Source organism: Flexivirga sp. B27 (assembly GCF_052905685.1).
This window is the reverse complement of the sequence record NZ_JBPYUM010000001.1, coordinates 441,019-464,668: the sequence shown is the minus strand read 5'-3', so window position 1 is coordinate 464,668 and position 23,650 is coordinate 441,019. Positions and strand designations below refer to the sequence as shown.

The 23,650-nt window shown below is 67.6% G+C and carries 27 protein-coding genes; 16 read left to right on the top strand and 11 right to left on the bottom strand.

Features of this window, described 5'->3' with window-relative positions; all coding sequences use genetic code 11:
- Window positions 1–248: 248 nt before the first annotated feature.
- Complete coding sequence (locus tag ACSZL9_RS02265; RefSeq protein ID WP_446663840.1) at window positions 249–1,454, bottom strand: glycosyltransferase family 4 protein; 1,206 nt, start codon at window positions 1,452–1,454, stop codon at window positions 249–251.
- Window positions 1,451–2,737, bottom strand: coding sequence for a cytochrome P450 (locus ACSZL9_RS02260; RefSeq protein ID WP_446663839.1), 1,287 nt, complete (start codon window positions 2,735–2,737; stop codon window positions 1,451–1,453). Before ACSZL9_RS02260 ends, ACSZL9_RS02265 begins: the two co-directional genes overlap by 4 nt.
- 224 nt (window positions 2,738–2,961) lie before the next feature.
- Here ACSZL9_RS02260 and ACSZL9_RS02255 point away from each other — a divergent pair, with 224 nt between their 5' ends.
- Window positions 2,962–4,035 (top strand): protein kinase domain-containing protein, encoded by a 1,074-nt coding sequence (locus tag ACSZL9_RS02255; RefSeq protein ID WP_446663838.1) that lies wholly within the window; start codon window positions 2,962–2,964, stop codon window positions 4,033–4,035.
- A gap of 1 nt (window position 4,036) precedes the next feature.
- On the opposite strand, the gene ACSZL9_RS02250 is transcribed toward ACSZL9_RS02255, so the two are convergent.
- A complete protein-coding gene (locus tag ACSZL9_RS02250; protein ID WP_446663837.1) occupies window positions 4,037–4,831 on the bottom strand; it encodes a MerR family transcriptional regulator in 795 nt (264 codons plus the stop codon).
- A 256-nt stretch (window positions 4,832–5,087) separates the two neighbouring features.
- Here ACSZL9_RS02250 and thrS point away from each other — a divergent pair, with 256 nt between their 5' ends.
- A complete protein-coding gene (thrS, locus tag ACSZL9_RS02245; protein ID WP_446663836.1) occupies window positions 5,088–7,070 on the top strand; it encodes a threonine--tRNA ligase in 1,983 nt (660 codons plus the stop codon).
- A gap of 237 nt (window positions 7,071–7,307) precedes the next feature.
- Here thrS and ACSZL9_RS02240 read toward each other — a convergent pair whose 3' ends face one another.
- Complete coding sequence (locus tag ACSZL9_RS02240; RefSeq protein ID WP_446663835.1) at window positions 7,308–7,931, bottom strand: class I SAM-dependent methyltransferase; 624 nt, start codon at window positions 7,929–7,931, stop codon at window positions 7,308–7,310.
- A 70-nt stretch (window positions 7,932–8,001) separates the two neighbouring features.
- Here ACSZL9_RS02240 and ACSZL9_RS02235 point away from each other — a divergent pair, with 70 nt between their 5' ends.
- The 3 genes from ACSZL9_RS02235 to ACSZL9_RS02225 are packed head-to-tail and all read left to right on the top strand — an operon-like array spanning window position 8,002 to window position 10,661.
- Window positions 8,002–8,829 carry an alpha/beta fold hydrolase gene (locus ACSZL9_RS02235; RefSeq protein ID WP_446663834.1) on the top strand — a complete coding sequence of 276 codons (828 nt, stop codon included), beginning with the start codon at window positions 8,002–8,004 and terminating at the stop codon, window positions 8,827–8,829.
- A 34-nt stretch (window positions 8,830–8,863) separates the two neighbouring features.
- The gene (locus ACSZL9_RS02230) at window positions 8,864–9,691 is read left to right on the top strand and encodes a MerR family transcriptional regulator (RefSeq protein ID WP_446663833.1); all 828 of its coding nucleotides are present in this window, start codon (window positions 8,864–8,866) and stop codon (window positions 9,689–9,691) included.
- Window positions 9,692–9,728: 37 nt separating this feature from the next.
- Entirely contained in the window at window positions 9,729–10,661 is a 933-nt protein-coding gene (locus ACSZL9_RS02225; protein WP_446663832.1) for a transglutaminase-like domain-containing protein, read from the top strand.
- Here the strand turns inward: ACSZL9_RS02225 and ACSZL9_RS02220 are convergent.
- The 3 genes from ACSZL9_RS02220 to ACSZL9_RS02210 form a co-directional block, all read right to left on the bottom strand.
- A complete protein-coding gene (locus tag ACSZL9_RS02220; protein WP_446663831.1) occupies window positions 10,636–11,130 on the bottom strand; it encodes a hypothetical protein in 495 nt (164 codons plus the stop codon). The genes ACSZL9_RS02225 and ACSZL9_RS02220 overlap by 26 nt on opposite strands.
- Window positions 11,131–11,290: 160 nt before the next feature.
- Window positions 11,291–11,686 carry a VOC family protein gene (locus tag ACSZL9_RS02215; protein ID WP_446663830.1) on the bottom strand — a complete coding sequence of 132 codons (396 nt, stop codon included), beginning with the start codon at window positions 11,684–11,686 and terminating at the stop codon, window positions 11,291–11,293.
- Window positions 11,687–11,790: 104 nt separating this feature from the next.
- Window positions 11,791–12,075 (bottom strand): EVE domain-containing protein, encoded by a 285-nt coding sequence (locus ACSZL9_RS02210; protein WP_446663829.1) that lies wholly within the window; start codon window positions 12,073–12,075, stop codon window positions 11,791–11,793.
- A 155-nt stretch (window positions 12,076–12,230) separates the two neighbouring features.
- Here ACSZL9_RS02210 and ACSZL9_RS02205 point away from each other — a divergent pair, with 155 nt between their 5' ends.
- Window positions 12,231–12,719, top strand: coding sequence for an N-acetyltransferase family protein (locus ACSZL9_RS02205; protein WP_446663828.1), 489 nt, complete (start codon window positions 12,231–12,233; stop codon window positions 12,717–12,719).
- Here the strand turns inward: ACSZL9_RS02205 and ACSZL9_RS02200 are convergent.
- Entirely contained in the window at window positions 12,712–13,149 is a 438-nt protein-coding gene (locus ACSZL9_RS02200) for a nitroreductase family deazaflavin-dependent oxidoreductase (protein ID WP_446663827.1), read from the bottom strand. The genes ACSZL9_RS02205 and ACSZL9_RS02200 overlap by 8 nt on opposite strands.
- A 90-nt stretch (window positions 13,150–13,239) precedes the next feature.
- Between ACSZL9_RS02200 and ACSZL9_RS02195 the strand changes: the two genes are divergently transcribed.
- The 6 genes from ACSZL9_RS02195 to pdxS all read left to right on the top strand — a co-directional run bounded on the left by ACSZL9_RS02195 (window position 13,240) and on the right by pdxS (window position 18,210).
- Window positions 13,240–13,791 carry an HIT family protein gene (locus ACSZL9_RS02195; RefSeq protein WP_446663826.1) on the top strand — a complete coding sequence of 184 codons (552 nt, stop codon included), beginning with the start codon at window positions 13,240–13,242 and terminating at the stop codon, window positions 13,789–13,791.
- A 28-nt stretch (window positions 13,792–13,819) separates the two neighbouring features.
- Window positions 13,820–14,455 (top strand): phosphatidylinositol phosphate synthase, encoded by a 636-nt coding sequence (pgsA, locus tag ACSZL9_RS02190; RefSeq protein WP_446663825.1) that lies wholly within the window; start codon window positions 13,820–13,822, stop codon window positions 14,453–14,455.
- The gene (locus tag ACSZL9_RS02185) at window positions 14,452–15,393 is read left to right on the top strand and encodes a phosphatidylinositol mannoside acyltransferase (protein ID WP_446663824.1); all 942 of its coding nucleotides are present in this window, start codon (window positions 14,452–14,454) and stop codon (window positions 15,391–15,393) included. The genes pgsA and ACSZL9_RS02185 overlap by 4 nt, the downstream gene beginning before the upstream one ends.
- Before the next feature lie 8 nt (window positions 15,394–15,401).
- Complete coding sequence (locus tag ACSZL9_RS02180; protein WP_446663823.1) at window positions 15,402–16,565, top strand: glycosyltransferase family 4 protein; 1,164 nt, start codon at window positions 15,402–15,404, stop codon at window positions 16,563–16,565.
- A complete protein-coding gene (locus ACSZL9_RS02175; RefSeq protein WP_446663822.1) occupies window positions 16,565–17,140 on the top strand; it encodes a hypothetical protein in 576 nt (191 codons plus the stop codon). The genes ACSZL9_RS02180 and ACSZL9_RS02175 overlap by 1 nt, the downstream gene beginning before the upstream one ends.
- 176 nt (window positions 17,141–17,316) lie before the next feature.
- Complete coding sequence (gene pdxS, locus ACSZL9_RS02170; RefSeq protein ID WP_446663821.1) at window positions 17,317–18,210, top strand: pyridoxal 5'-phosphate synthase lyase subunit PdxS; 894 nt, start codon at window positions 17,317–17,319, stop codon at window positions 18,208–18,210.
- Between the two features lie 15 nt (window positions 18,211–18,225).
- Here the strand turns inward: pdxS and ACSZL9_RS02165 are convergent, their stop codons facing one another.
- Both ACSZL9_RS02165 and ACSZL9_RS02160 read right to left on the bottom strand, forming a co-directional pair.
- Window positions 18,226–18,744 carry a GNAT family N-acetyltransferase gene (locus ACSZL9_RS02165; protein WP_446663820.1) on the bottom strand — a complete coding sequence of 173 codons (519 nt, stop codon included), beginning with the start codon at window positions 18,742–18,744 and terminating at the stop codon, window positions 18,226–18,228.
- Window positions 18,745–18,813: 69 nt separating this feature from the next.
- A complete protein-coding gene (locus ACSZL9_RS02160) occupies window positions 18,814–19,722 on the bottom strand; it encodes an alpha/beta fold hydrolase (protein ID WP_446663819.1) in 909 nt (302 codons plus the stop codon).
- Window positions 19,723–19,830: 108 nt separating this feature from the next.
- On the opposite strand from ACSZL9_RS02160, the gene ACSZL9_RS02155 reads away from it, so the two are divergent.
- From ACSZL9_RS02155 to ACSZL9_RS02145, 3 genes are read left to right on the top strand one after another with little or no spacing between them, the layout of a single operon-like run.
- Window positions 19,831–20,490, top strand: coding sequence for a TetR/AcrR family transcriptional regulator (locus ACSZL9_RS02155; RefSeq protein ID WP_446663818.1), 660 nt, complete (start codon window positions 19,831–19,833; stop codon window positions 20,488–20,490).
- A gap of 38 nt (window positions 20,491–20,528) precedes the next feature.
- Complete coding sequence (locus tag ACSZL9_RS02150) at window positions 20,529–20,996, top strand: globin domain-containing protein (protein WP_446663817.1); 468 nt, start codon at window positions 20,529–20,531, stop codon at window positions 20,994–20,996.
- Window positions 20,997–20,998: 2 nt separating this feature from the next.
- On the top strand, window positions 20,999–21,754 hold the full coding sequence (locus tag ACSZL9_RS02145; RefSeq protein ID WP_446663816.1) for a VOC family protein: 756 nt from the start codon (window positions 20,999–21,001) through the stop codon (window positions 21,752–21,754).
- 148 nt (window positions 21,755–21,902) lie between these two features.
- Here ACSZL9_RS02145 and ACSZL9_RS02140 read toward each other — a convergent pair whose 3' ends face one another.
- A complete protein-coding gene (locus ACSZL9_RS02140) occupies window positions 21,903–22,697 on the bottom strand; it encodes a deoxyribonuclease IV (RefSeq protein ID WP_446663815.1) in 795 nt (264 codons plus the stop codon).
- 97 nt (window positions 22,698–22,794) lie between these two features.
- On the opposite strand from ACSZL9_RS02140, the gene ACSZL9_RS02135 reads away from it, so the two are divergent.
- A complete protein-coding gene (locus tag ACSZL9_RS02135) occupies window positions 22,795–23,646 on the top strand; it encodes an alpha/beta fold hydrolase (protein ID WP_446663814.1) in 852 nt (283 codons plus the stop codon).
- Window positions 23,647–23,650: the final 4 nt, after the last annotated feature.

Here is a 23,650-nt window from a genome sequence, read left to right as displayed (position 1 = left end):
CCATTCCAGCGCGCGCCTGACGGCGCAGGGCGGATTTTGCATCGTGTGACAGCAAGTTATCTGAAATGAGTTGCTTCGTGAACCCGCCGAAATTCGCCGGATTCATTTCGTGACTCTTCGTTGCATTAGCTGCTATAGTCACGCGCGCAAAAGCTCAGCCGACCGAAGTCACATCGCAAATTTGGTCGCTCCTGCGGCATACCAGACAGGGGATCGCGCTGGCGATCGTGCGGGAGATCCCGGGTCGTTCAGCGGTTGCGACGGTCTTTGGGGCGACGCCGTAATTCGCGTTGGGCACGCTCGTAGAAGGCGTATGTCGCCGCCAATGCGTCGGCGCGAGTAACCGCCGGACGCCGGGAGCGGGTGGATGCCTTCAGCCCCTCGACCTGCTCGGCGTCGACCAACAATTTCGCCAGCGACTCGACCATGTCGTCGGCATCCTCGACCAGCAGGCCCTCGACACCGCTCTCGACGAAATCGACCAAGCCGGTGAAGGTGTATCCCAGCACCGGGACACCGGCACTGCGGGCTTCCAGCGCCGCGATGCCGAATGCCTCCTGACGCGACGGTGCGACGAACAAGTCCGCGTCGTGCAGCAGATCGCGAATCTGCTCGGGGGTCCGGTGACCGAGCAACTCGACCCATTCACCCAGATCGAGTTCCTCGATCTGCTGGACCAAGTCGTCATGGCGCGGTCCCGCACCGACGATGCTGACCGAGACAGGAGTGCCGTCGGGGACCTTCGCCTTGACCCGCGACATGATCTCGATGAACTCGTCGATGTGCTTGCGCTTCTTCAACCGACCGACGAGCACGACTCGGAAGTCCGGATCGCCGGCGCGGTGCGCGGACGGGCGGGTGGGCGCCCACCAGTCGGTGTCGACCAGGTTGGGCACGACGGACACGTCCCCGCAGTGTGGGTAGACCCGCTTGATGTGCCGGGCGATCATCGAGCTGACCCCGGAGTAGACGACCCGCATGACGGACGGGCCGAAGAAGACGCCGCTGACGAAACGATGCGCTGCGGCGACCTTCCACCACACGGAGTGCACGGTGACCGCGACCGGGATCCCTCGCCTGCTAGCCGCGCGCGCTGCGTAGATGGCGATCGGGGAGGCGACGGTGAAGTGTGCGTGCACCACGTCGACCGGCTCACGGTCGAGGACTTCGGCCACGACGGAGTGGTTGAGGGACGGGAAGGCGATGGTCAGCCACCGGGTGCGCAGGCCGCGACGCACGTCCAGGCCGTCGCGGCCGGCGTGGGCCGCGTCGTATTCCTCGGCGCCGTCCTTGTTGACCGCCGTGATCACCGAGACGCTGTGCCCGTCGGCGCGCTGCGCGAGAGCCAGTGCTTCGACCTGTCGCTCGATCCCGCCCACGTCCGGGGGGAACGAGTCGGCCACATGGACGATCCGCAACCTGCGCGATTGTGCTCGCTCGTCGGCGGCTGTCATGCGACGTCGCGGCGCGACTGCGGGTGCAGCCGGACCGGCAGGGAGTCGACGCCGTAGACGATCGACAGGTCTCGGAAGCTGAGGTTCTCGACCGGAGTGTCCAGCTCGAGGTGCGGGAAGCGCTTCACCAGGCCGAGGAAGGCCGACCGCAGCTCCATGCGGGCCAGCTCGGCGCCGACGCAGCGGTGGAAGCCGTGCCCGAACCCGAGGTGAGAGGGGCGGTCGGCCAGGGAGTCGATGGTCTCCGGGTCGGCACCGAACGCGCGATCGCGGTTGGCGGCGGACAACGACACGATCAGCACGTCACCCTGCTTGATCTGCTTGCCGTAGAGCTCCATGTCGTTCTTGACGAAGCGCGGGAAGGTGATCTGCACGACCGACAGATAGCGCAGCAACTCGGCGACCACCGCGTCGACGTGCTCGCGCTGTCCGGCGCGCGCGTAGCTCTCCGGGTCGCGCAGGAGCGCGAGGGTGCCCAGCGACAGCATGCTGGCGCTGGTCTCGTAGCCGCCGGTGAAGACACCGTCGGCCAAGCCGCCCAGGTCCTCGTCACTGACGTCGTCGCCGAGTTCGCGGATGATCTGCCCGATGAGACCGTCGCCGGGATTGACGCGCTGACGGGCGACGGCTTCCTGCAGGAAGGCGCGCGACTCCGACATGGCCCCGAATACTCCGGCGCCGCCCTCGGCGATGTCGAACCGGGCGTGCCCCAGTTTGCGGAACGGCTCGCGGTCCTCCACCGGGAGGCCGAGCAGCTCGCAGATGATCAGGAACGGGATCGGGAAGGCGAAGTCCTCGACCAGGTCGGTCACCGGCCCGGCCGCCTCCATCGCGTCCAGTCGCTCTTCGACGACCCGATCGATGACCGGCTGGAGCCTGGCCAGCCGGCGCACGGTGAACTCCGGCGTCAGGATCTTGCGCAATCGGGTGTGCTCCGGCGGGTCGGTGAAACCGAGCCCGCCGATCGTGACGTCGGTGCCCATCCCGAGCATCGGCCGGATGTCGGTGCTGTAACTCTTGGTGTCGGCCAGGACCGCTTTGGCCTCGTGGTAGCCGGTCACCAGCCACACGTTGATGCCGAAGACCCGGCGCATCCGGTGCACCGGGTCGTGGTCACGGATGCGCCCGAGGTCGGGGAGGGGGTCCATGCCATTGCGACGCAACGGCATCGTCAGCTTCTTGGGAAGCACCGGAAGACCTGCCAGCCCCGAGGAGCGGCCTGCTGCGGCAGTGGACAGCAGTCGCTGGGCGAGCCACCGACGGATCGATGTCGTCGCGTTCACTGTGGTTCGTTTCTCCTGGAAGGATCGGATGGTGCAAGCCCCCATGCCGGTTATGACGGTGCTCGCTCAACCTCAGCACGATACCCGTGATGAGGTGCGCTGCAGCGTCAACCGTAACCGACAGGTAGCCACGCGCAGACGAGGCACGCTCAGCTGTGCACGGGCGGGGTGGTTAATCTGTCGGCCGTGTCCGTTCCATCAACCCCGGCCGCTGAGCAGGTGCCATGACAGGCAGTGATCGTGCCGCCCGTTCACCGGCGAGGTTCGGCCATTACGAGCTGCACGAGATCATCGGCTCCGGCGGCATGGGTCAGGTCGCCCGGGCGACCGACACCAGGCTCGGCCGGGACGTCGCGTTGAAGGTCATGCACCCGTCCACCGCGACGGACGATGAATACCGCGCCAGGTTCCAGCGCGAGGCGGCGATCGTCGCCCGCCTGACCGACCCGCACGTCATACCGATCCACGGGTATGGCGAGATCGACGGCCGGCTCTATCTGGACATGCGGCTGGTCGAGGGGAAGAACCTCGCCCAGCTCTTCGATCGAGGTCGGCTGGAGGTGTCCCGCACACTCGACCTGCTCAGTCAGATCGGCGATGCGCTGGACTCCGCACACCGCGCCGGGCTGGTGCACCGCGACGTGAAGCCGTCCAACATCCTGGTCGACCCGCGCGGCTTCGCCTATCTGGTCGACTTCGGCATCGCAGCGAGCGTGAGTCAGCAGGACCTCACCGCCACCGGCCAGATCGTGGGCAGTGCGTCATACATGGCGCCGGAGCGGCTGCAGGCGCCGCCGCGTTCCGACGCACGCAGTGACGTCTACTCGCTGGCCTGTGTCCTCTACCAGGGGCTCACCGGCCGCAAGCCGTTCGTCGCCGGTGAACAGGTGCAGCTGATCTCCGCCCACCTGAACGCTCCGGCGCCGTCGCTGCGGGCGCACCGCACCGACCTGCCCGAGGCACTGGACCGCGTCGTGCGCTCCGGTATGGCGAAGGACCCCGCGCAGCGGCCGACGACGGCGCCGAAGTTGATGGCGGCCGCGCAAGCGGCGATGTCCGGCCCCCGAGGCTCTGCCGTGCGGGCGACGCAGCGCCGCACCGGACCGACCCGGCCGACCGTGCCGGGGCCGACGCCGTTGCCGACCGACCGGTCGACGGCAGCACCGCAGGCGCGACCGGTGCCGTCTGCCGGTGCATCGGCGCAGACCCAGCACGCTCCGCGGGTGCTGTGGATCATCGCGGCCCTGGCCGCGCTGCTCTGCATCGGCGTGATCGCCTTCGCGATCGCAACGGGCTGACTCAGTCCCGCGAATCCGTTGCCGAATGTTCTTGCCGGTCGGCGTTGGCGTGGAAGGCCGCGCGCACCCATTCGGCGCTCTCCGGTGACGGCAGCATGGTGTTGTAGCGCGGGTCGCTCCCGAACAGGTCACCCAGCCCGCGGTGCATCGCCGGCGGGCACTGGTAGAACCAGCGCTCGATGTGCTGCCGGTGCGTCTCGGCCGCGTCCATCGCGTCCGTGTGGTCGGCAGGGGTGCCCGCGTCATACAGCCGGCCGAAGGTCGCCTGCATCGCGTCCGACTCGGTCTTGATCTGCTCCCAGTCGGCCTTGGTGTATGCCGCAGTGCGGCGTTGCGACTCCTTCCACGCGTCTGTGTCACCCCACCGTTGCTCGGCCTCGGCCTGGTGCTCCTCGAAACTGTCGCCGAAGAGTTCCTTCATGTCCTGCGTGCTCAGCTGTTCGTCCGTCATCGTCTTCTCCAGTGCGTTGTCGATGGCCGTGACGAGCTCGTGCAACTCGTCGACCCTTGCCATGACCAGGTCGCGCTGTCGCAACAGGTGCTCACGCGCATCGCCGGACTCCAGCAGGCCGCGGATCTCCTCCAACGGCAGCTCGAGACGCCGGTAGACGACGATCTCGGCCAGCCGGGAGAGGTCCTCCGGTGTGTAGAGCCGGTAACCGGCGGACGACCGTGCGCTCGGGCGCAGCAGGCCGATGGCGTCGTAGTGGTGCAGCGTGCGCACCGTGACGCCATACAACTCGGCCACCCGGCCCACCGTGAGTTCGTCCTCCACGACAGCGATTCTCCTGGTCACGGGTATGACGGTGCAGCCTGACGTCGCGTGAGGGTCAAGCGCAGGAGGTCGCGTGGCCGGGGGAGCACCGTGCCGGTCGAGTAGCCGGGGGGAGCGTGTCGGGGTCCCCGCGAAGTATTCGGAGGAGCGGAGCGGGGGGGAAACTTCGTGGGGTGACGCAGCGGAGGAGGCGTATCGAGACCCTGGTCCGATCCCGGCGAAATGGCGGGCGATAATCTGAGTCGGCTCAAGGCTCGTCATACGAAGGAGAACACCCGTGTCAGCAGGTCAAGCCGCACCCACCGCCGCCACCGGCCGACGGGTCGAGCAGGCCACGACGGGCACCGAACTCTTCGGTGACGACCGGAGGATCGTGGCGATGACGGTCGATGGCGAGTTGCAGGACCTCTTCCGCGAGGTCCCGGCCGGCGCGCTCGTCGAGCCGGTCCCGATCGACTCGCCCGACGGTCTCAACGTGTTGCGGCACTCGACCGCACACGTGCTGGCGCAGGCGGTGCAGCAGATCAACCCGGACGCGAAGCTGGGCATCGGCCCGCCGATCACCGACGGGTTCTACTACGACTTCGACGTCGAGACGCCGTTCACCCCCGAGGACCTCAAGGCCCTCGAGAAGGCGATGCAGAAGATCATCAACGAAGGTCAGACGTTCCAGCGTCGCGAGATAAGCGACGACGATGCGCGGGCCGAACTCGCCTCCGAACCCTACAAATTGGAGCTCATCGGGCTGAAGTCTAAAGCCGGTGACACCGCCGAGGGCGCCGACGCCGAGGTGGGCGAGGGCGGCCTGACGATCTACGACAACGTGCGCCGGGACGGTGAGGTCGCCTGGGGCGACCTGTGCCGCGGCCCGCACCTGCCGTCGACGAAGTTGATCGGCAACGCCTACAAGATCATGCGGTCGGCCGCGGCCTACTGGCGCGGCTCGGAGAAGAACCGACAACTGCAGCGCATCTACGGCACGGCGTGGCCGAGCAAGGCCGAGATGAAGGCCTACCTCGACCGTCTCGCCGAGGCGGAGAAGCGCGACCACCGCAAGCTCGGCGCCGAACTCGACCTCTTCAGCTTCCCCGAGGAGCTGGGGTCGGGCCTTCCGGTCTTCCACCCCAAGGGCGGTGTGATCAAGCGGGAGATGGAGGACTACGTCCGCGCCCGCCACCTGGAGGAGGGCTTCCAGTACGTCGGCACGCCGCACATCTCCAAGGACGGGCTCTTCCACACCAGCGGTCACCTGCCCTACTACGCGGACACGATGTTCCCGGGCATGGAGCTGGAGGGCGCCGAATACCGCCTGAAGGCGATGAACTGCCCGATGCACAACCTGATCTTCTCCTCGCGCGGGCGTTCCTACCGCGAATTGCCTTTGCGTTTCTTCGAGTTCGGCTCCGTCTACCGTTACGAGAAGTCCGGCGTGGTGCACGGCCTCACTCGCGTTCGCGGTATGACGCAGGACGACTCGCACTCGTATGTCACCGCCGAGCAGGCACCCGACGAGATCCGCCACCTGCTGAACTTCGTGCTGTCCCTGCTGCGGGACTTCGGCCTCGAGGACTTCTACCTGGAGCTGTCGACCCGGGAGACCGAGGGAGACAAGAAGGACAAGTTCATCGGCTCGGACGAGCAGTGGGAGACCGCGACGGCGATCCTGGAGCACATCGCCACGGAGTCCGGCCTGGAACTCGTCCCGGATCCGGGCGGCGCTGCCTTCTACGGACCGAAGATCTCCGTGCAGGCACGCGACGCGATCGGCCGCACCTGGCAGATGTCGACGATCCAGTACGACTTCAACCAGCCGAACCGCTTCGGCCTGGAGTTCCAGGCTGCGGACGGCACGCGGCAGGAGCCGGTGATGATCCACTCGGCGAAGTTCGGCTCGATCGAGCGGTTCTTCGGTGTGTTGGTGGAGCACTACGCGGGCGCCTTCCCTCCGTGGCTGTCGCCGGTGCAGGCGCTCGGCGTGCCGGTGGCCGAGGAGTTCGCGCCATACCTGCAGGGCGTGCTGGATCAGCTGCAGGACAAGGGGATTCGCGTCGAGCTCGACGACTCCGACGACCGCTTCCCGAAGAAGATTCGCAACGCCAGCAAGTCGAAGGTGCCCTTCACGCTGATCGCCGGCGAGGAGGACCGCTCCGCCGGAGCCGTCTCGTTCCGCTTCCGCGATGGTTCGCAGCGCAACGGTGTACCCGTCGCCGAGGCGATCGCCGAGATCGAGGCTGCGATCCGCGACAAAGTTCAGGTTTAGCGGGAACACCGGCCGGACCTCGCGAGTTGGACGAAGTGCAGCCCCCACGGACACTCGAGGCCCCGGGGGCTGCACCACGTCCGGGGTGGTTCCACGTCGCTCGAGCGGCGCTCACAAGTCTCCCCAGTGTCGGGCCATGTGCGGGTATGACGCCCGGGGATGTTTATAGGTCTCCCCGGTGTCGACTTGCGTGCAGCGTCGATACAGGGTGACGAGAAGCCTTCCGAGTGAACAGCCTCAACCGACCTCGTCGGGCCGTACCGCGTACGCGTGCAGCCATGAACCACCACCCGGATCGGGCTCGACCCTCAGGTCGTCGACGGTCCAGCCGACGGAGCTGAGCAAGTTGCCGAAGGCATCAGAACGCCAAAAGGTGAAATGTCTTGCCGCGTCCAAGGTTCCGGTGTCCGACCAGGCTTCGCCATCCCCTTCCTTGGTGGACAGGAAGAGGCGCCCGCCCGGTCGGGTCGCGTCATACAAACGCTTGGCGAGACGAGCAGCGCTCGTTCTGTCCAGGTGTACGACAACCGCGCTGCACCAGACTCCGTCGTAGGGCCCGCCCAAGTCGTCGGACAGGGGGTCCAATTGAGTCGCGTGATGGCCGTTTGCCCTGAGCATCTCGACGAACGCAGCGGTGATGTCGGTCCGGCGGACGCTGAGTCCGCGCGACTCAAGCGCCGCAGCGTCTCGTCCCGGGCCGCTGCCGACCTCCAGGATCTGTGCGCCCTGGGGAAGGCTGTCGACGAAGCGTTCGATCGCGATGACAATCGCCGGCGGCGTTGTCGCGGTCGCCTCACGGTATTGCTGCGCGCCCTGCTCGTACGCCGCGATGGTTGTGTCGATCTCGCCGGATCTGCTCATGAAGGCAGAGTATGAGACGTTCGGCACGCGTTGTAGTTTGCGGATTGTCCATGCCAAGTGAGGTCCACCGATGAAGCTACGTGGCACCAGCCCCGTCGCGGGTGGGCGCGTCGCGCACCAGGTTGAAGGGCCACGGGACGCGCCTCCGCTGTTGTTGCTGCAGGGACAGGCCAACTCGCACGAGTGGTGGCGCCAGGTCCGGCCATTGTTGACCGATCGCTTCCTGACGATCACCTTCGACTACCGCGGCACCGGAGACACTGCCCGGATGCAGGCGGCTACCGGTACCGAGGACGAGACCAGTTGGTCGACGCAGTCGTTCGCCGATGACGCAGCGGCGGTGCTGAGTGCGTTGGGCGTCGAGAGCGCGTTCATCTATGGCACGTCCATGGGCGGGCGCATCGCGCAGGAGCTGGCGATCGCCCATCCGGACCTGGTGCGCGCCCTCGTGCTCGGGTGCACCACGCCCGGCGGCTCACTGGCAACCGAGCGTGGTCAGGACGTGCGACGGGCGCTCGCTGACCGGGACTACGATGCGCGGCTGAGCACGACGGTCGACCTCTTCTACACACCCGACTGGGTTGCCGGCCAAGGCGGTTATCGCAGCGTCCCGAGACACCTCTTCGGTGACCTGACGATGAGCTCCCGCGATGCGAACCGCCACCTGCGGGTGAGCGGAAAGCATGACGCCGCAAGCCGACTGGGGCTTATCCACGCACCGACGCTGATCCTGCACGGTGCGCAGGATCGCTTCGCGCCGGTCGTCAACGCCACGGTGTTGCACGAGCAGATCGCCGGCAGTCGGCTGCGGATCCACGACCCCGGCCGGCACGGTTTCTTCGACGAGTTCGCGACCGAGACGAGCGAGCTGGTGACCGAGTTCTTGCTGAGTTCTTGACCTTGCCCCAAGGGCAGGCCCCAGACTCGCCGACATGCAGGAAATGACGGCGGGAGACTTCAGCCGAGTGACGGGCCTGAGCCCCAAAGCACTTCGGTTGTATGCGGATTCGGGCCTACTGCCGCCGCGCCGAGTCGACGACCGCAACGGTTACCGCTACTACGGTGAAGATCAACGCGGACGCGCGGAGCAGATCACCATGCTGCGGAGGGCCGGCGCTCCGCTCGCGGTGGTCGAGTCTGTGGTCGACGCCCCGGACGACTCCCGGTCCGCTGAACTCCTCGCGGGGTGGTGGCGTCATCACGAGCAGTTGCACCACGAGCAGCAGAACGTCGTGGATCATCTGCTGGCTCGTTTCGCGAGCGCGGCGGAGGATGAGGTCGCGCTGGAGGTTCGCAGGCGCAGCGTGGGGGAGTGCACCGTCGCGTCGGTCACACGCCGCGTCTTTCAGAGCGAGCTGGTCGACACATTCATCGAGGCCGAACGCCTCGTCTCGGATCACTTGAGCGCGCACGATGCGACGCGAACCGTCGAGTTCTGGGTCATCTATCACGGTGTGGTGAGCCCGGACAGCGACGGACCGATCGAGGTCTGTGTGCCGTTCGAAGGCATCATCCCGCCGACCACCGAGATCACCGTCCGGGTCGAGCCCGCCGGCGAGCAGCTCTACACCGAGATCGACGCGGACCTCTGCGCCTACCCGCAGATCCTGCGGGCCTACACGGCGGTCGCGAAGGCGTCGCACGGCCTGTCGCTCGCCGGTGCCGTCCGGGAGCGGTATGTCGCGGACTGGGACGGAAGTCCGGGAGTCGAGCACGTTGCCGACATCGTGCAGCCCTTGGCGCCCGCCCACCAACGTTGACTCATTGAAAACCCTCATGACAGAACGGAGCCCAGTCATGCGTGAAACCAGCGCAGTCGCTGTGATCGACCATGCGACGCACACGGCATACAGCGACCCGGGTCGCTTCGCGGCGCTGCTCGAAGCAGTGCCCTCCGAGCTCGACGCGTTGTCCACGGTGGTGCGGAACGTCATCGTCCACTACCGCGCGTCCGACCACGTGTTGCCCGCGGACACCGTCCGGGACATCCACTCACGATGGGTCGCGCGATCGCTCGAACTCGATCAGCAACGGCACCCGGCGCAGCTGGCAGAGACGCGTGAGCCCACGACGAAGGTCCAGGGCTGCTGCCGCGACCACACCCTGCTCAGCGTGGCGATCTTGCGCCAGCACGGCATACCCGCCCGTTCGCGGATCGGCTTCGCCGACTACTTCGCCGACGGGTGGCACCACGATCATGTCGTGCCGGAAGTGTGGACGGGAGATCGGTGGCTGCGCTTCGATCCGGAAGTGGCAGCGCCGACACCGCTGCTGGTCGATCCTCGAGACATCCTCGCTGGCAAGGGATTTCACACTGCTGCAGAAGTATGGCGCGGCCATCGAGCCGGCACGCTGGATGCCGAGACGTATGGCGTCGACCCGTCTCTTCCGGTGGCACGAGGTGCGTGGATGGTCCGCAACTATGTCGTGCTCGAGGTGGCACACCGCTTCGGCGACGAACTGTTGCTCTGGGACAACTGGGGCACGATGAGCGGCCGGGGCAGCGGGGACCAGGACGCGGACCTCATCGACGAAGTGGCGGACCTGCTGGTCGCTGCGGACAACGGTGACCTCGCTGCCGAGCAGCGACTGCTCGAGCTCTACCGGGCCGACGGCCGGTTGCATCCGGGTGATGAGGTGCTGCGGGTCGACCTGCCCGAGCAGGAGTTGGTGCCGGACTCGCTGATCCGCGCGCCGGAGCCCGTCAGTCGCCGACCTTGTAGTAGGTGACGTCCCAGTGGTTGCCCTCATCGCAGTAGAGGTTGCCGGAGGCGGCCTTCCACTGCGGGAAACCGTCGCCGCGCTTGCCGACATACGTGAAGTGGTTCTTGACGTAGCTGTTGAGGCAGCTGCTCTTGGCGATGTCCACCTTGTAGCCGTTGTAGTGGCTGTAGGTGCCGGACGCGTGCCCGACCTCGGTGCCGCCGGTGATCCGGATGGCGCACCCGCTGGCCTTCTTGAGCGTGATCACACCGCTCACCGTCGTCTGGTTGATCTGCTCGTATGACGTGCAGTGCTTGTTGCTGCGGGTGGTGCATCCGCCGGTGGACGAGGAGGTCACGCCCGCAGCCTTGAACTGGGACGCTGCCTTGGACTGGGACAGTTTGGTGACGGCCGCTGCCGGACCCGCCGAGACTGCGATCGTTGCCGCGGCGATGCCGGCGACAGCGGAGACCTGGAGCATGCTCGGAGTGCGCATTGCGGTGTTGCCTTCCTGCCGGGAGACGGCGCCTCGGATGAGGCGTCAATGGGCATGCTAGGCAGCGCCAAGTAAAAGAAAGGTCCCCGTCGACTCTGGATCTGGCAAAAAGTTACACGGAGAGAGTCGAGGGGGGACCTCAAGGTTGTGCGGGCGGGCCTCAGGCCGGTGGGGCGAAGAACTCCAGCGCAATGTTGTCCGGGTCGCGGAAGGAAATGCCGGAGCCGTAGTGCGCGTCCTTGACGCCACTGTGCTTGATCCCGAGTCCGTCGAGCTTGGTGACCCACTCGTCCAGCTGGTCGCGGGTGATAGCGAAAGCGATGTGGTCCAAGCCGGTGCGGCGCTCGTCGAATGCGTCGCCCGATCCGCCCCCGGTGTGCGTGTGCAGACCGAAGAGCATCCCACCGTCGAGCGCGAAGACTGTGTGATGGAAGGTGCCTGACGCCTCGTCCTCGTCGAGCACGGGCTCGGAGTCGAAGAGCTTGGTGTACCACTTCGTGCTGGCGTCAAGATCACTCACGGTGATTGCAACGTGGGTGAGCGCGGGGAACGACATGGACTACCTCCAGGGTTCAAGGGTGAGGAATGCCTGACCGTACGCGAGCGACGCTATGGGCCCTTGCTGTCCTGTTCAACTGGTCGTTCGGACAGTGCGCGGGGCTACTCGGCCAGCTCGCGCAACGTGGCAGCCCGTCGGAAACCACCCTCGATGACCGGACTCGGCTCCGGCCCGGCACCCGTCACCGTGCCGACGATGGTGATTGCGCGCAACGGATCACGCTGCGGATAGGTCGTTTTCGGGGAGTAGACGAAGATGCGGTCGCCGGTGGCCATGCGTGCCAACGGAGCCCTTTTGCCGTGATTGGCCATGATGAAACCGTCGGACACGCCTCGGCGGGCGTGCTCGAGGGAAGCAACGAGGACCCAGGTGCGTGCAGCTGCCATGGCTGCACGCTAGGCGTCGCATCGGACAGTTGTTGTCCGGATCCCTGGTCCGCGCCGGCGCAATCCGCGCGGCATACGTTTCGATACGTTTTGATCGAAACGTAGCCGACCGTATTGCACGCCGTTCTCGATCACGACATGGAAAGCTGGTGCCCGTGACCGAGGAACTGCACGGGATCCGCATCGAGCGGGCCGCCCCCGACGACGCCTTCGTGCTGGCGGCGATGACGCTGCGCTGGGACCTGGAGGGCGGATCGCCGCGGCGGGACGGCTTCATCGACGAATTCGCCGAGGCCTGGCTGGCGCAGGGGAGTGCACGTCCGGCCTGGCTCGCCAAGCGGGCCGACGGTGACCCGGTCGGGTTCGTGATCGGTGTGCTGGCCACCAGCCTGCCGAGCCTGCGCCGGCCAGCCGGGGGCTGGCTGCACCTCAGCTCGTTCTACGTGGTGCCGGAGTTGCGCGGGCACGGGCTGGGTCGGCTGATGATGCGCGAGGTACTCGCCTGGGCCACCGAGTGCGGGCTGCACCGCCTGCAGCTGAACGCCACTGACGACGCCCGCGCCTTCTACCGCAGTGCGGGTTTCGGCGGTCCGCAGGACACGCTGATGCAGCTCGTCCTGTCGGACCGCCTGCCGGCTACTTGACCGGCTCGACCAGGAAGACCGGGATCTGCCGATCGGTCTTGGACTGGTAGGTCGCGTAGGGCGGGAATGCCGCCACTGCGCGCTCCCACCACTCGTCCCGCTCGGCACCGGTGATCTCGCGGGCGACCGCGTCGTGCGACTCCGTGCCGTCCTGAACCTCAACGTCAGGGTTTGCCTTGATGTTGTGGTACCAGGCCGGGTGCTCCGGCGCGCCGCCCTTGGACGCGACCGCGGCATACGTGCCGTTGTGCTCCACCCGCATCAGCGGCACGCGGCGCAGCTTGCCGGACTTGGCGCCGCGCATGGTGAAGACGACGACCTGCATGCCGTTGATGCCCACCGATTCCGTGGTGCCACTCTCGTCGATCTTGGCAAGCTGGTCCTTGACCCAGCCGGTCTTCTCCTCGGCGTATTCGCCCTGCAACGGCATGTCGACTCCTTGTCGATCGTTCGGGTAGTCCTCGTTCGTCAACCGTGAGGTGCCGCAGGATGTTCCGCGTGTTCGGCATACCATCGCGGTATGCCGCATGAGATCGACACCGAGGCCGAGTTCGCCCGCGTGCCCGACGGCTTCGAGCGCCTGTGGACCCCGCACCGGATGGCCTACATCGAGGCGGACAAGCCCGACCACGACGACGATGATGCGTGCCCGTTCTGCGCCGCGCAGGCCAAGGATGACGAGGAAGCGCTGATCGTGCACCGAGGCCGGACGTGCTTCGTGATCCTCAACCTCTTCCCTTACAACCCGGGACACCTGCTGATCTGCCCCAACCGGCACATCCCGTCATACCTCGACCTAACTGACGAGGAGACCGCCGAATTCACCGAGCTGACCAAGCAGTCGGTCCGGGCACTGACCGCCGCTTCGGCGCCGCACGGCTTCAACCTGGGCATGAACCAGGGCGAGGTCGCGGGTGCGGGCGTGGCCGCTCACCTGCACCAGCACGTCGTGCCGCGCTGGGGCGGCGACTCCAACTTCCTGCCGATCGTGGCGCAGACCAAGGCGCTCCCGGTGCTGCTGGCAGACACGCGGTCGCGGCTCGCCGACGCCTGGCCGCACAACGGCGACTGACCAACCGCCAAGTAGTCTTGGGCCCACCATGCTCAACCGTTACGCCCGGGCGGCGATCACCAAATTCTTCACGCCACTCGCGAAACTCCTGTTGCGGCTGGGCATCTCGCCGGATGTCGTCACGATCGTCGGCACGCTCGGCGTGTGCTTCGGAGCGCTCGCCTTCTACCCGCGTGGCAGCTTCTTCTGGGGCACGGTCGTCATCACCTGCTTCGTCTTCTCCGACACGCTCGACGGCAACATGGCCCGCATGTCGGGCCGCTCCAGCGTGTGGGGCGCCTACCTCGACTCGACCCTCGACCGCGTCGCTGACGCAGCCATCTTCGGCGCGCTGGTGCTCTGGTATGCCGGGTCGGGCGACAACCTCGTGATGGCCGGACTCGCTCTGGCGTGCCTGATCCTCGGCATGGTGGTGTCCTACTCCAAGGCGCGCGCCGAAGGCCTGGGTATGACGGCCAACGTCGGCATCGCCGAGCGCTCCGAGCGGCTGGTGGCGGTGCTGGTCACGACCGGCCTCGTCGGCATCCCGTGGCTGCACCTGCCGACCGCGGTGCTCGGGGTCGTCCTGGCCCTGTTGGCGGTCGCGAGCTTCATCACCGTGCTGCAGCGCATGCTGACCGTCCGCCGGCAAGCACTGGACGGCGCGGGGGAACTCCCGCAGTGACCCTGCGGGACGACGCGGAGGGCCTCGCCTACCGGGCCGCGTGGCGGATGGTCCGTCGGCTTCCGGAACGAGCGGCGTATGCCGCCTTCGACCGCGTCGCATGCTCGATGCACCGCCGCAACGGCCGCTCCGTGCAGCAGATGCGCGCCAACTACGCGCTCGTCCGACCGGAGCTGGACGCTGCGGAGCTGGATTCGCTGGTGGGGGAAGGTGTTTCGTCATACCTGCGCTACTGGTGTGACGCCTTCCGATTGCCGCGGGAGACCCCTGAGACGCTCGATGCACGGATCCGGCTGACCGGGCACGAGGCGGAGGCCCGGGCGATCGTCGAGCGCGGCGAGCCGCTGATCCTCTTCCTCGGGCACCTGGGCAACTGGGATCACTGCGGCGCCTGGGCGACCAACTCCTTTGCCCCGGTCACGACCGTCGCCGAGCGGCTGAAGCCGGAGTCGGTCTTCGACGCGTTCGTGGAGTTCCGCGAGTCGCTGGGCATGCGGATCCTGCCGCTGACCGGCGGGGACAACGCCTATCCGCAGCTGCGGGAGGCACTTTCACGCGGCGGCTTCGTGCCCCTGCTGGCCGACCGCGACCTGACCCGCAGCGGCGTCGAGGTCACCCTCTGCGGGCAGCGGACCCGCGCCGCCGTCGGCCCCGCGCGGCTGGCGATCGAGACCGGTGCCGCGCTCTTCCCGCTGGCGATCACCTACGAGCCGATCCCCGGCCGGGCCGCGCACCGGGTCGTCGCACGCTTCGGGGCACGGGTGCAACCGGTTGCCGGGCGGTCGGAGGCCGAGCAGGTGCAGGCCATGACGCAGCAGTGCGTCGACGACCTGGGGGAGACGATCAAGGCGCGCACGCAGGACTGGCACATGATGCAGCGCTATTTCTCCGACGGACCCCGACCCGGTGCTCCGGGCGACGTGCGGGGTCTGCCGTGAGGATCGGGATGGTCAGCCCCTACGCGTTCGATGTGCCCGGAGGCGTGCAGTTCCACGTGCGCGATCTCGCTGAGCACCTGCTGTCGCAGGGACACGACGTGCGGGTGCTCGCGCCGGCGGACGAGGACGCCGACCTGCCGTCATACGTCGACTCGGCCGGGCGTGCCGTGCCGGTGCCCTACAACGGCTCGGTGGCGCGGCTGCTCTTCGGCCCGGTGACCTCCAGTCGGGTCAGCCGGTGGATCGAGCGCGGGCGCTTCGACGTGCTGCACGTGCACGAGCCGTTCTCGCCGAGCGTGTCGATGCTGGCCATGATGGCCGCCGACGGAGCCGCAGTCGGCACCTTCCACTCCAGCACCATGCGGTCACGCGCACTGCTGACGGTCATGCCGTTGCTGGAGCCGCAACTGGAGAAGCTCAGCGGCCGGATTGCGGTGTCCCGGGAGGCATTACGCACGATTCATCGGCACGAGGGGGCTGCCGACGCGGTCATCATCCCCAACGGCGTGTATGTCGACAGGTTCGCCGCCGCCGAGGTCGTGCAGCACTGGCGGGGGAGTGACGAGCGTCCGACACTGGCGTTCCTCGGCCGGCTGGAGGAACCGCGGAAGGGACTGGCGGTGCTGTTGGACGCGATGCCACGACTGCTGGACGCCCGGCCGGGGCTGCGACTGCTCGTCGCCGGTCCGGGCGATCCGGGGGAGGTGTTGCGGCATACCCCTGCACGCGTGCGTGCGGCGACCGAATTCCTGGGGATGGTCAGCGAGCGCGACAAGGCGTCGTTGCTGCGATCGGTCGATCTCTACGTCGCGCCCAACACCGGTGCCGAGAGTTTCGGCATCATCCTGGTCGAGGCGATGAGTGCCGGCGCCCCGGTGGTCGCCAGCGATCTGCCGTCCTTCAGCGACGTGCTGTCCGCCGGTGAAGCGGGCGTGCTCTTCGCCACCGGTGACCCGGCGTCGCTCGCGAACAGCGTGCTGCGACTGCTGGATTCGCCGGCGGAACGAGCCGCGGTGGCCGGCCGTGGTGCGCAGCGTGCACGGGTCTTCGACTGGTCCCGTGTGTCGGCCGACGTGATGGACGTCTACGAGACCTGCCGGGCGGCGCGGCCGGGCGTTGTGCGCACCACGGCTGCCAGCCGGACCAAGCGCGTGCTGCGAGGTCGTGGCTGATGGCTCTGTTCGCATGGACCGCAGTGGCCATCGCCGTGGTGGCCCTGGTCGCGTGGTACCTGTCCTATACCGCAGCACGGCTGGACCGGTTGCACACCAGACTCGAAGGCTCGGTGTCGTCACTGGACGCCCAATTGGTTCGGCGCGCCGAGGTCGTCCGGGAAGTGGCCGGCTCCGGTGCGCTCGACCCGGCCAGTGCCGCGCTGCTGGCGGACGCCGCAAGCGCCTCGTTGGACGCTGCCGACGCGGCGTCACTGCACGACGAGGTGCGAGACGACGGCATCGGCGCCTCGCGCTCACAGGTGGAGTCGCTGCTGACCGAGGTCTTGTGGACCACGCTGGACGACGAGGTGATGGCCGAGCTGCGGGACGAGAACGACGGGTGGCCCGAGCTGGTCGAGCGGTTGCGCTCGGCCGGGCAACGGGTGGTGATCGCGCGGCGCTTCCACAACGACGCGGTGCGTGACGTGCGGCGGCTGCGTGGCCGTCCCCAGGTGCGCTATCTGGGACTGGCCGGGCACACCCCGCTGCCGTCCGCGGTGGACTTCGACGATCGGTTACCCGAAGGCCTCTGAGCCCCGCAGTCCTGAGGTGGCCGAGGAGCGAGGAACGAGTGTCTCGAGGCCCCGCACCATCGATGGCCGGATGTCGCCGTGTCCTGAAAGTGCCATACCAACTCTCGTGGCATGAAGCTGCCGAAGGCGGCGGTATTCTGGGAGAAACGTCGTCAGCCGAGTAGGGAGACCCAGAAGTGACTGCAGTGACCGAGACCGGGACCGCCCGGGTCAAGCGGGGAATGGCGGAGATGCTGAAGGGTGGCGTCATCATGGACGTCGTCACGCCGGAGCAGGCGAAGATCGCCGAGGACGCCGGAGCCGTTGCCGTGATGGCGCTGGAGCGGGTGCCTGCCGACATTCGCGCCCAGGGTGGCGTGTCCCGGATGAGCGACCCGGACATGATCGACGGCATCATCGAGGCCGTCTCGATCCCGGTGATGGCCAAGGCGCGCATCGGTCACTTCGTGGAGGCGCAGGTGCTGCAGAGCCTCGGCGTCGACTACATCGACGAGTCCGAGGTGCTGACCCCGGCCGACTACGCCAACCACATCGACAAGTGGGAGTTCACCGTCCCCTTCGTCTGCGGTGCGACCAACCTGGGCGAGGCGCTGCGCCGGATCACCGAGGGCGCGGCGATGATCCGCTCCAAGGGTGAGGCCGGCACAGGTGACGTCTCCAACGCCACCACGCACATGCGCAAGATCCGTCAGGAGATCCGCCGGCTGCAGAGCCTGCCGGAGGACGAGTTGTATGTCGCCGCAAAGGAATTGCAGGCACCATACGAGCTGGTCAAGGAGGTCGCAGAAGCGGGCAAGCTGCCGGTCGTGCTCTTCACCGCCGGTGGGATTGCGACTCCGGCGGACGCGGCGATGATGATGCAGCTGGGTGCCGAAGGCGTCTTCGTCGGCTCGGGCATCTTCAAGTCCGGCAACCCGGCGCAGCGTGCCGAGGCCATCGTGAAGGCGACGACCTTCCACGACGACCCCGACATGATCGCCAAGGTCTCCCGTGGCCTGGGTGAAGCGATGGTCGGACTCAACGTCGATGAGCCGGCGCGGTCGATCCAGTTCGCCGAGCGAGGCTGGTGAGCTGACTGCCCCGCGTCAGTCGGCGGCGCGGGGCAGGATCATCAGGTGGATGGGGAGGTCCGTGCCCGGGTGCCAGGGGGCCTGCGTCGTCTCGATGATCTGCCACCCACGACGCAGATAGAGCGCCACCGGCCCCTCGTGGGCCGCAACGACGTCCAGCACCGGATATCCGTCGGCCAGTGCGTAGTCCGTCGCGTGCTGCAGCAGCCGCGAGCCGATGCCTTGGCCGGCCCGCGAGATGTCGGCGAAAAACACTGACACGCAACGAAGTTCGGACGTGTCGACACCATGCGCTGCTGCCCACGACTTCCCGATGGGGTCGTCGTCGGCGGAGGTGACGGAGACATGGCCGACCACCTCGCCATCGATCTCACCGACCCAGGCGCGCAACTCGCTCGACCGCTTGAGGAACCCCTCGATCGGCGCCGGGAAGGGCCACACGAAGGGGTAGTGCGTCTGTGGCTGCTGTCGACCCAGCAACTCGGCGAGGGCGGATAGGTCGGAGTCCTGCCGATCGCGTATGACGAGGTCCACACCTGCACGCTAGCGGCAGCGTGGGACCGTGCCGGAGGCAGCCAGGCAAGCAGTGGTTCGACGCAGGTCTCAGCCGGTGAGCGCCCGCACGGCGCGGCGGCTCGGCTGTCCACCGAGCATCAGGTCCCGCAGGCGTTCCGGGTCGTATGGCGCAGGCTGTGTCGTGGCCAGGAAGTCCCGCAGGATGCGCAGGACCTCGCGCGGGTGATCGCGATGCGGGAAATGTCCGCTGTCCTGGATGATTTCGACCCGGGATCCGGGTGCGAGCGACTCGAGCGTCCGCGCTTGCGAAGCGGGGATGATCGGATCGTCAGCGCCCCAGATGACCGCGAGCGGCATCGCCTCGGTGAGATAGGCACGGTCGGCCATGGTGACGATCTGGCCGCGGACGTCGACGACGGCGCTGAGCAGTCGATTGACCGCGGATCGAGAGCCCGGGTCGCGCAGGCCTTCGTAGATCGCGGCGATCTCGTCGATGTCACGAGTGCCCGGCAGTCGCGCGGCGTGGGCGATGCGTAGGCCTGTCGCGTTGACGTGCCGGATGCCCGGGAGGGTCAGCGCTCTCATCACCTGGTGGAAGCCGGGCATGGCCGCCAGGCGGATCAGCGGGCTGACTTCCCGGCCGACGCCACCGGGTGCGACCAGGACGAGGCGCTCGGTGAGCTCGGGGAACTGGTAGGCGAACTGCATGGCGACACCGCCGCCGAAACTGTGCCCGACGACGGTGGCGCGGTCGATGCCCAACACCGACAACAGGTCCCGCATGCCGTTGGCGTAGGCACCGAGTGTGTAGTCACCGCGCGGTTTGGCGGATCGGCCGTGGCCGAGCAGGTCGGGCGCGATCACCGTGTGATTGCGCGACAACGGCTTGATCAGGCGATCCCAGGTCGTGTGGTCGCATGCGACACCGTGCAGCATCAGCAACGCCGGACCCTGTCCACTGAGGACGAAGGCACGGCGATGTCCGTGGATGTCCACGAACCGAACTCGACGGGAAGCCCTCATGAATCGGATTCAATCATTTGGACGACCGTCCTGCTAGGGATTGAGACGTCTCTTTTTCTGATCGTGTCCTACGCTCGGCCCGTGACAACGCAGGACGGGACGGAGCCCACCCGGGCCCGGGGGCAGGCGCTCAGCCGGGAACGCATCCTGGCAGCCGCGGGCGAACTCGTCCGCGACGGGCAGTCGCAGTCACTCAGCATGCGGGCACTCGGCGCGCGGCTGCACGTCACCCCGATGGCGATCTATCGGCACTTCGCCGGCCGCGATGAGCTGCTGGTCGCCCTGCTGGACGAGGAGTTTGCGCAGGTCCGCTGGCCTGAGTTGCCGCCGCCCGGCGCGGAGCGCGCGGTGCAGGTCCTGCTGTTGCTGCACCGCGAGTTGGCGGAGCGCCCGTGGGTGATCGACGCTCTCACCCGCGGTGACTTGATGGCCCCGTCCGCTGCGCGGGCGACCGACGACATCCTCGGCTCTCTGCTTGCGGCGGGCTGCACCCCGCAGGACGCGGCGCACCGTTACTCAGCGGCGTGGCGGCTGATCCTCGGTGCGACCCAACTGGACGCCCGTACTGCCGCGGCCGTGCGTGGTCTGGCGCGCCCGACGGTGCAGGAGGAGGTCCGCCGAGCGGCCCCGACCGCCGGCTTCAAGGCCCTCGCGACGTGCGGTGCGGAGTTGGCGCAGCAGCGGGCCGGGTTCGACATACGTGCGGCGCTGGTCTTGTTGGTCGGTGCTCCGAGCGAGTAGAGTTTACGCGTAAACAACCGCACGGTGGAGGCAGTTGTATGGCGGAGCAGAGCATCTTCGACGCAGCCGGCGGCGCCGCAGGCATGACGCGGATCGCGGCCGCGTGGCACCGGCGCGCGATGGCAGATCCGGTCGTGGCACACGCATTCCGCCGCGGTGCGAAGCCGGACCACGTCGAGCGGCTGGCGACATACCTCGGTGAAGCGCTCGGCGGACCGGTGAGTTACACCGAGCGCTACGGCCCGCACGCCGATGTCGTGCGCATGCACAGCGGCAATGGCGAGCACGACGAGATGAACGAGCGAGCGGTCGCCTGCTTCCGGGGCGCGCTGCACGACGCCGGGTTGGCCGAGGACCAACGGGTCTTTCAGGCGCTGCTCGACTACTGGGGCTGGGCGACCTGGCACCCGATGTACGCGTACCACCGGTCCAGCGCCGACGTACCGGCGGATCTGCCGATGCCGCAGTGGAATTGGGACCAGACAGTCAGTTATCGAGGGGAGTAGGCATGATCACGCCATACATCTGCGTCAAGGACGCGCGGGCCGCAATCGACTGGTATCGCAACGCATTCGGTGCCCGTGTCTCGTTCGAGCCGATCGTCATGGACGACGGGCGGATCGGGCACGTCGAGCTGACGATCGGCGAGGACGGGCGCTTCATGATGTCCGACGAATTCGACGGCGCGGGAGTGGCTGCACCGGATCCGGCGCGGCACAACTCCGTTGCCATGCACGTCGAGACCACAGCTGTCGATGTGGTCGTCCGGCAGGCGAAAACCGCTGGCGCGCAGATCGATCGAGAGCCCGAGGACACACCGCACGGTCGCCTCGCGGTGCTGCACGACCCGTTCGGGCATCGCTGGATGTTCAACCAGGCGCCGACTGATCCGGAGCAACCGGCCGGCCCCGGAAACGCTCGTGATCTCACCGCCAACCTGCCGGTGGAGAGCCTGGACGGCGTCGACGACTTCTGGGGTGACTACCTCGGGCTGACCGACGAAGGGTTCAACCTGGGCTGGGTCGCGCATCGCAGTGCGCCCGACTCCGGCGCGCACGTGCAATTCGTGACTCGCGACAGGACCGCACCGGTCGACTCGGCCGTCTCCGTGCACGTCGTCGATGTGGACGCGGCGTATGCCGAGGCGCAGCGTCGCGGCTACCGCATCGTGCATCCGCTGACCCACGAGGAGTGGGGTGTGCGGCGGTTCTTCGTGCAGGCGCCCGACGGCACGGTCGTCAACATGGTCAGCCACGCCGACTGAGCCCTCAAGCTGGTTGAGTAGTCGGGGGGAGCGCAGCGGAGGAGACGTATCGAAACCCGCGGCGTATCGAAACCGGCGGCGTATCGAAACCGGCGGTCTCGATACGGCCTCGGCTAGCGCCTCGCCCTACTCGACCCGCTTGGACAGATCAAAGCCGATCGCGCAGCCAGGCGATGTCGGCCTTGTGCTCCTCGGCTCCACCCGGCGTCTCACACACCACCGGCGCACCGGCAGCTCGTATGACGGACGCCAACTCGTCCGGATCGATATGTCCTGCACCGAGATTGGCATGCCGGTCGGCTCCTGAGTCGAAGTCGTCGCGGCTGTCGTTGCCGTGCACCAGGTCGATCCGGCCGGTGATGTCATGGATGCGCTCGGCGGCCTCTGACAGTGCGATGCCACCCGCCCAGGCGTGGCAGGTGTCGAGACAGAAACCCACCTGTTCGTGGCCATCGGCCCGGCCGATTGCTTCCCACAGTTCGGCGATGCGATCCAGCTTGCGGCCCATCGCGTTGTCACCACCGGCGGTGTTCTCCACCAGCAGCGGGATCTTGCAGTCGGTGGCCTCGATCGCCTTGCGCCAGTTGTCGAAACCCTTGGCCGGATCGTCCGACTTGTTCACATGCCCGCCGTGCACGATCAGCCCGGCCGCGCCGATCTCGGCGGCCACGTCCATGTGCTGCTGGAGGAGCTTGCGGCTGGGGATGCGGATCCGGTTGTTCAGCGTCGCGACGTTGATCAGGTACGGCGCGTGCACGAACAATGTGACCCCGGCGGCCTCCGCGTCGGCCCGCAACTTGGCGGCGCCCCCGTCATACGCCACGACCGGGCCCTTGTAACTCTGCGGATCACCGAGGAAGAACTGCACGACATCAGTGCCGCGAGCGGCCGCCTCCGCGATGGGGTCCTGCTGGTCGACATGGGCACCGATGTGTTGCGTCATGCGGCCCAGCCTACGAAGTCGCACCGACATCGATGGAACCTTTCGGCCGGTCGCGTCCCCTTCCTGGCAGACAACGTCAACCCACGGGAGGAATCGGATGGACACGATCGCGCTGGAGCATCGAAAGGTCGACACGGGACGAGTGCGGCTGCATGTCGTGGAGGCCGGTGATGGGCCGCCGGTGCTGTTGCTGCACGGCTGGCCGCAGCACTGGTATGCGTGGCGGCACGTCATACCGCGGCTGGCCCGCTCGCATCGAGTCATCGCCCTCGACCTTCGTGGCGCGGGCGACTCCGATGCGCCGACGACGGGCTATGCCACGGACGACCTCGTCGCCGACGTCATCGCACTGCTCGATGCTCTCGACCTGCCGGCGGTCGACATCGTCGGCCACGACCGGGGCGGCTCGCTCGCATTCCGACTCGCGCTGGAGCACCCGGACCGCGTCCGGCGGCTCGTGGCCCTCAACGCGGTACATCCGTACTCGCAGCTGCGTCGGATGGCGCCGCATGCCTGGCGCTACTTGTGGACGCCCTTCGTCGAGACCCGGCTGGTCGGACGATGGGTCCTGCGGCACTGCCCCTGGTTCCTGCGCCGGCTACTGCGGGCCGGTGTCAGCGACCGCGCGGCCATGCCCCGTGAGGCGGTCGAGACGTATGTCGCGAGCGTCCGCCGCCCGCCATACGCACGCGCCGGTGAGGAGCTGATGCACGAATTCGCCTACCACGAGATCCTGCCGATGCTCCGGCATCCGGAGCGTCGACGGCTCGAAACGCCGACGTTGCTGCTCGTCGGCGGCGCGGACCGGCTGACTCCGCCGGGGATGCTCGGCGACGCGACGCCATACACGGATCAGCTGACGATCGAGCAGGTCGAGGGCGTCGGGCATCATCTTCCTGAGGAACGACCGGAGCTCGTCGCCGAGCGAATCCTCGCGCACCTGCAATGATCGT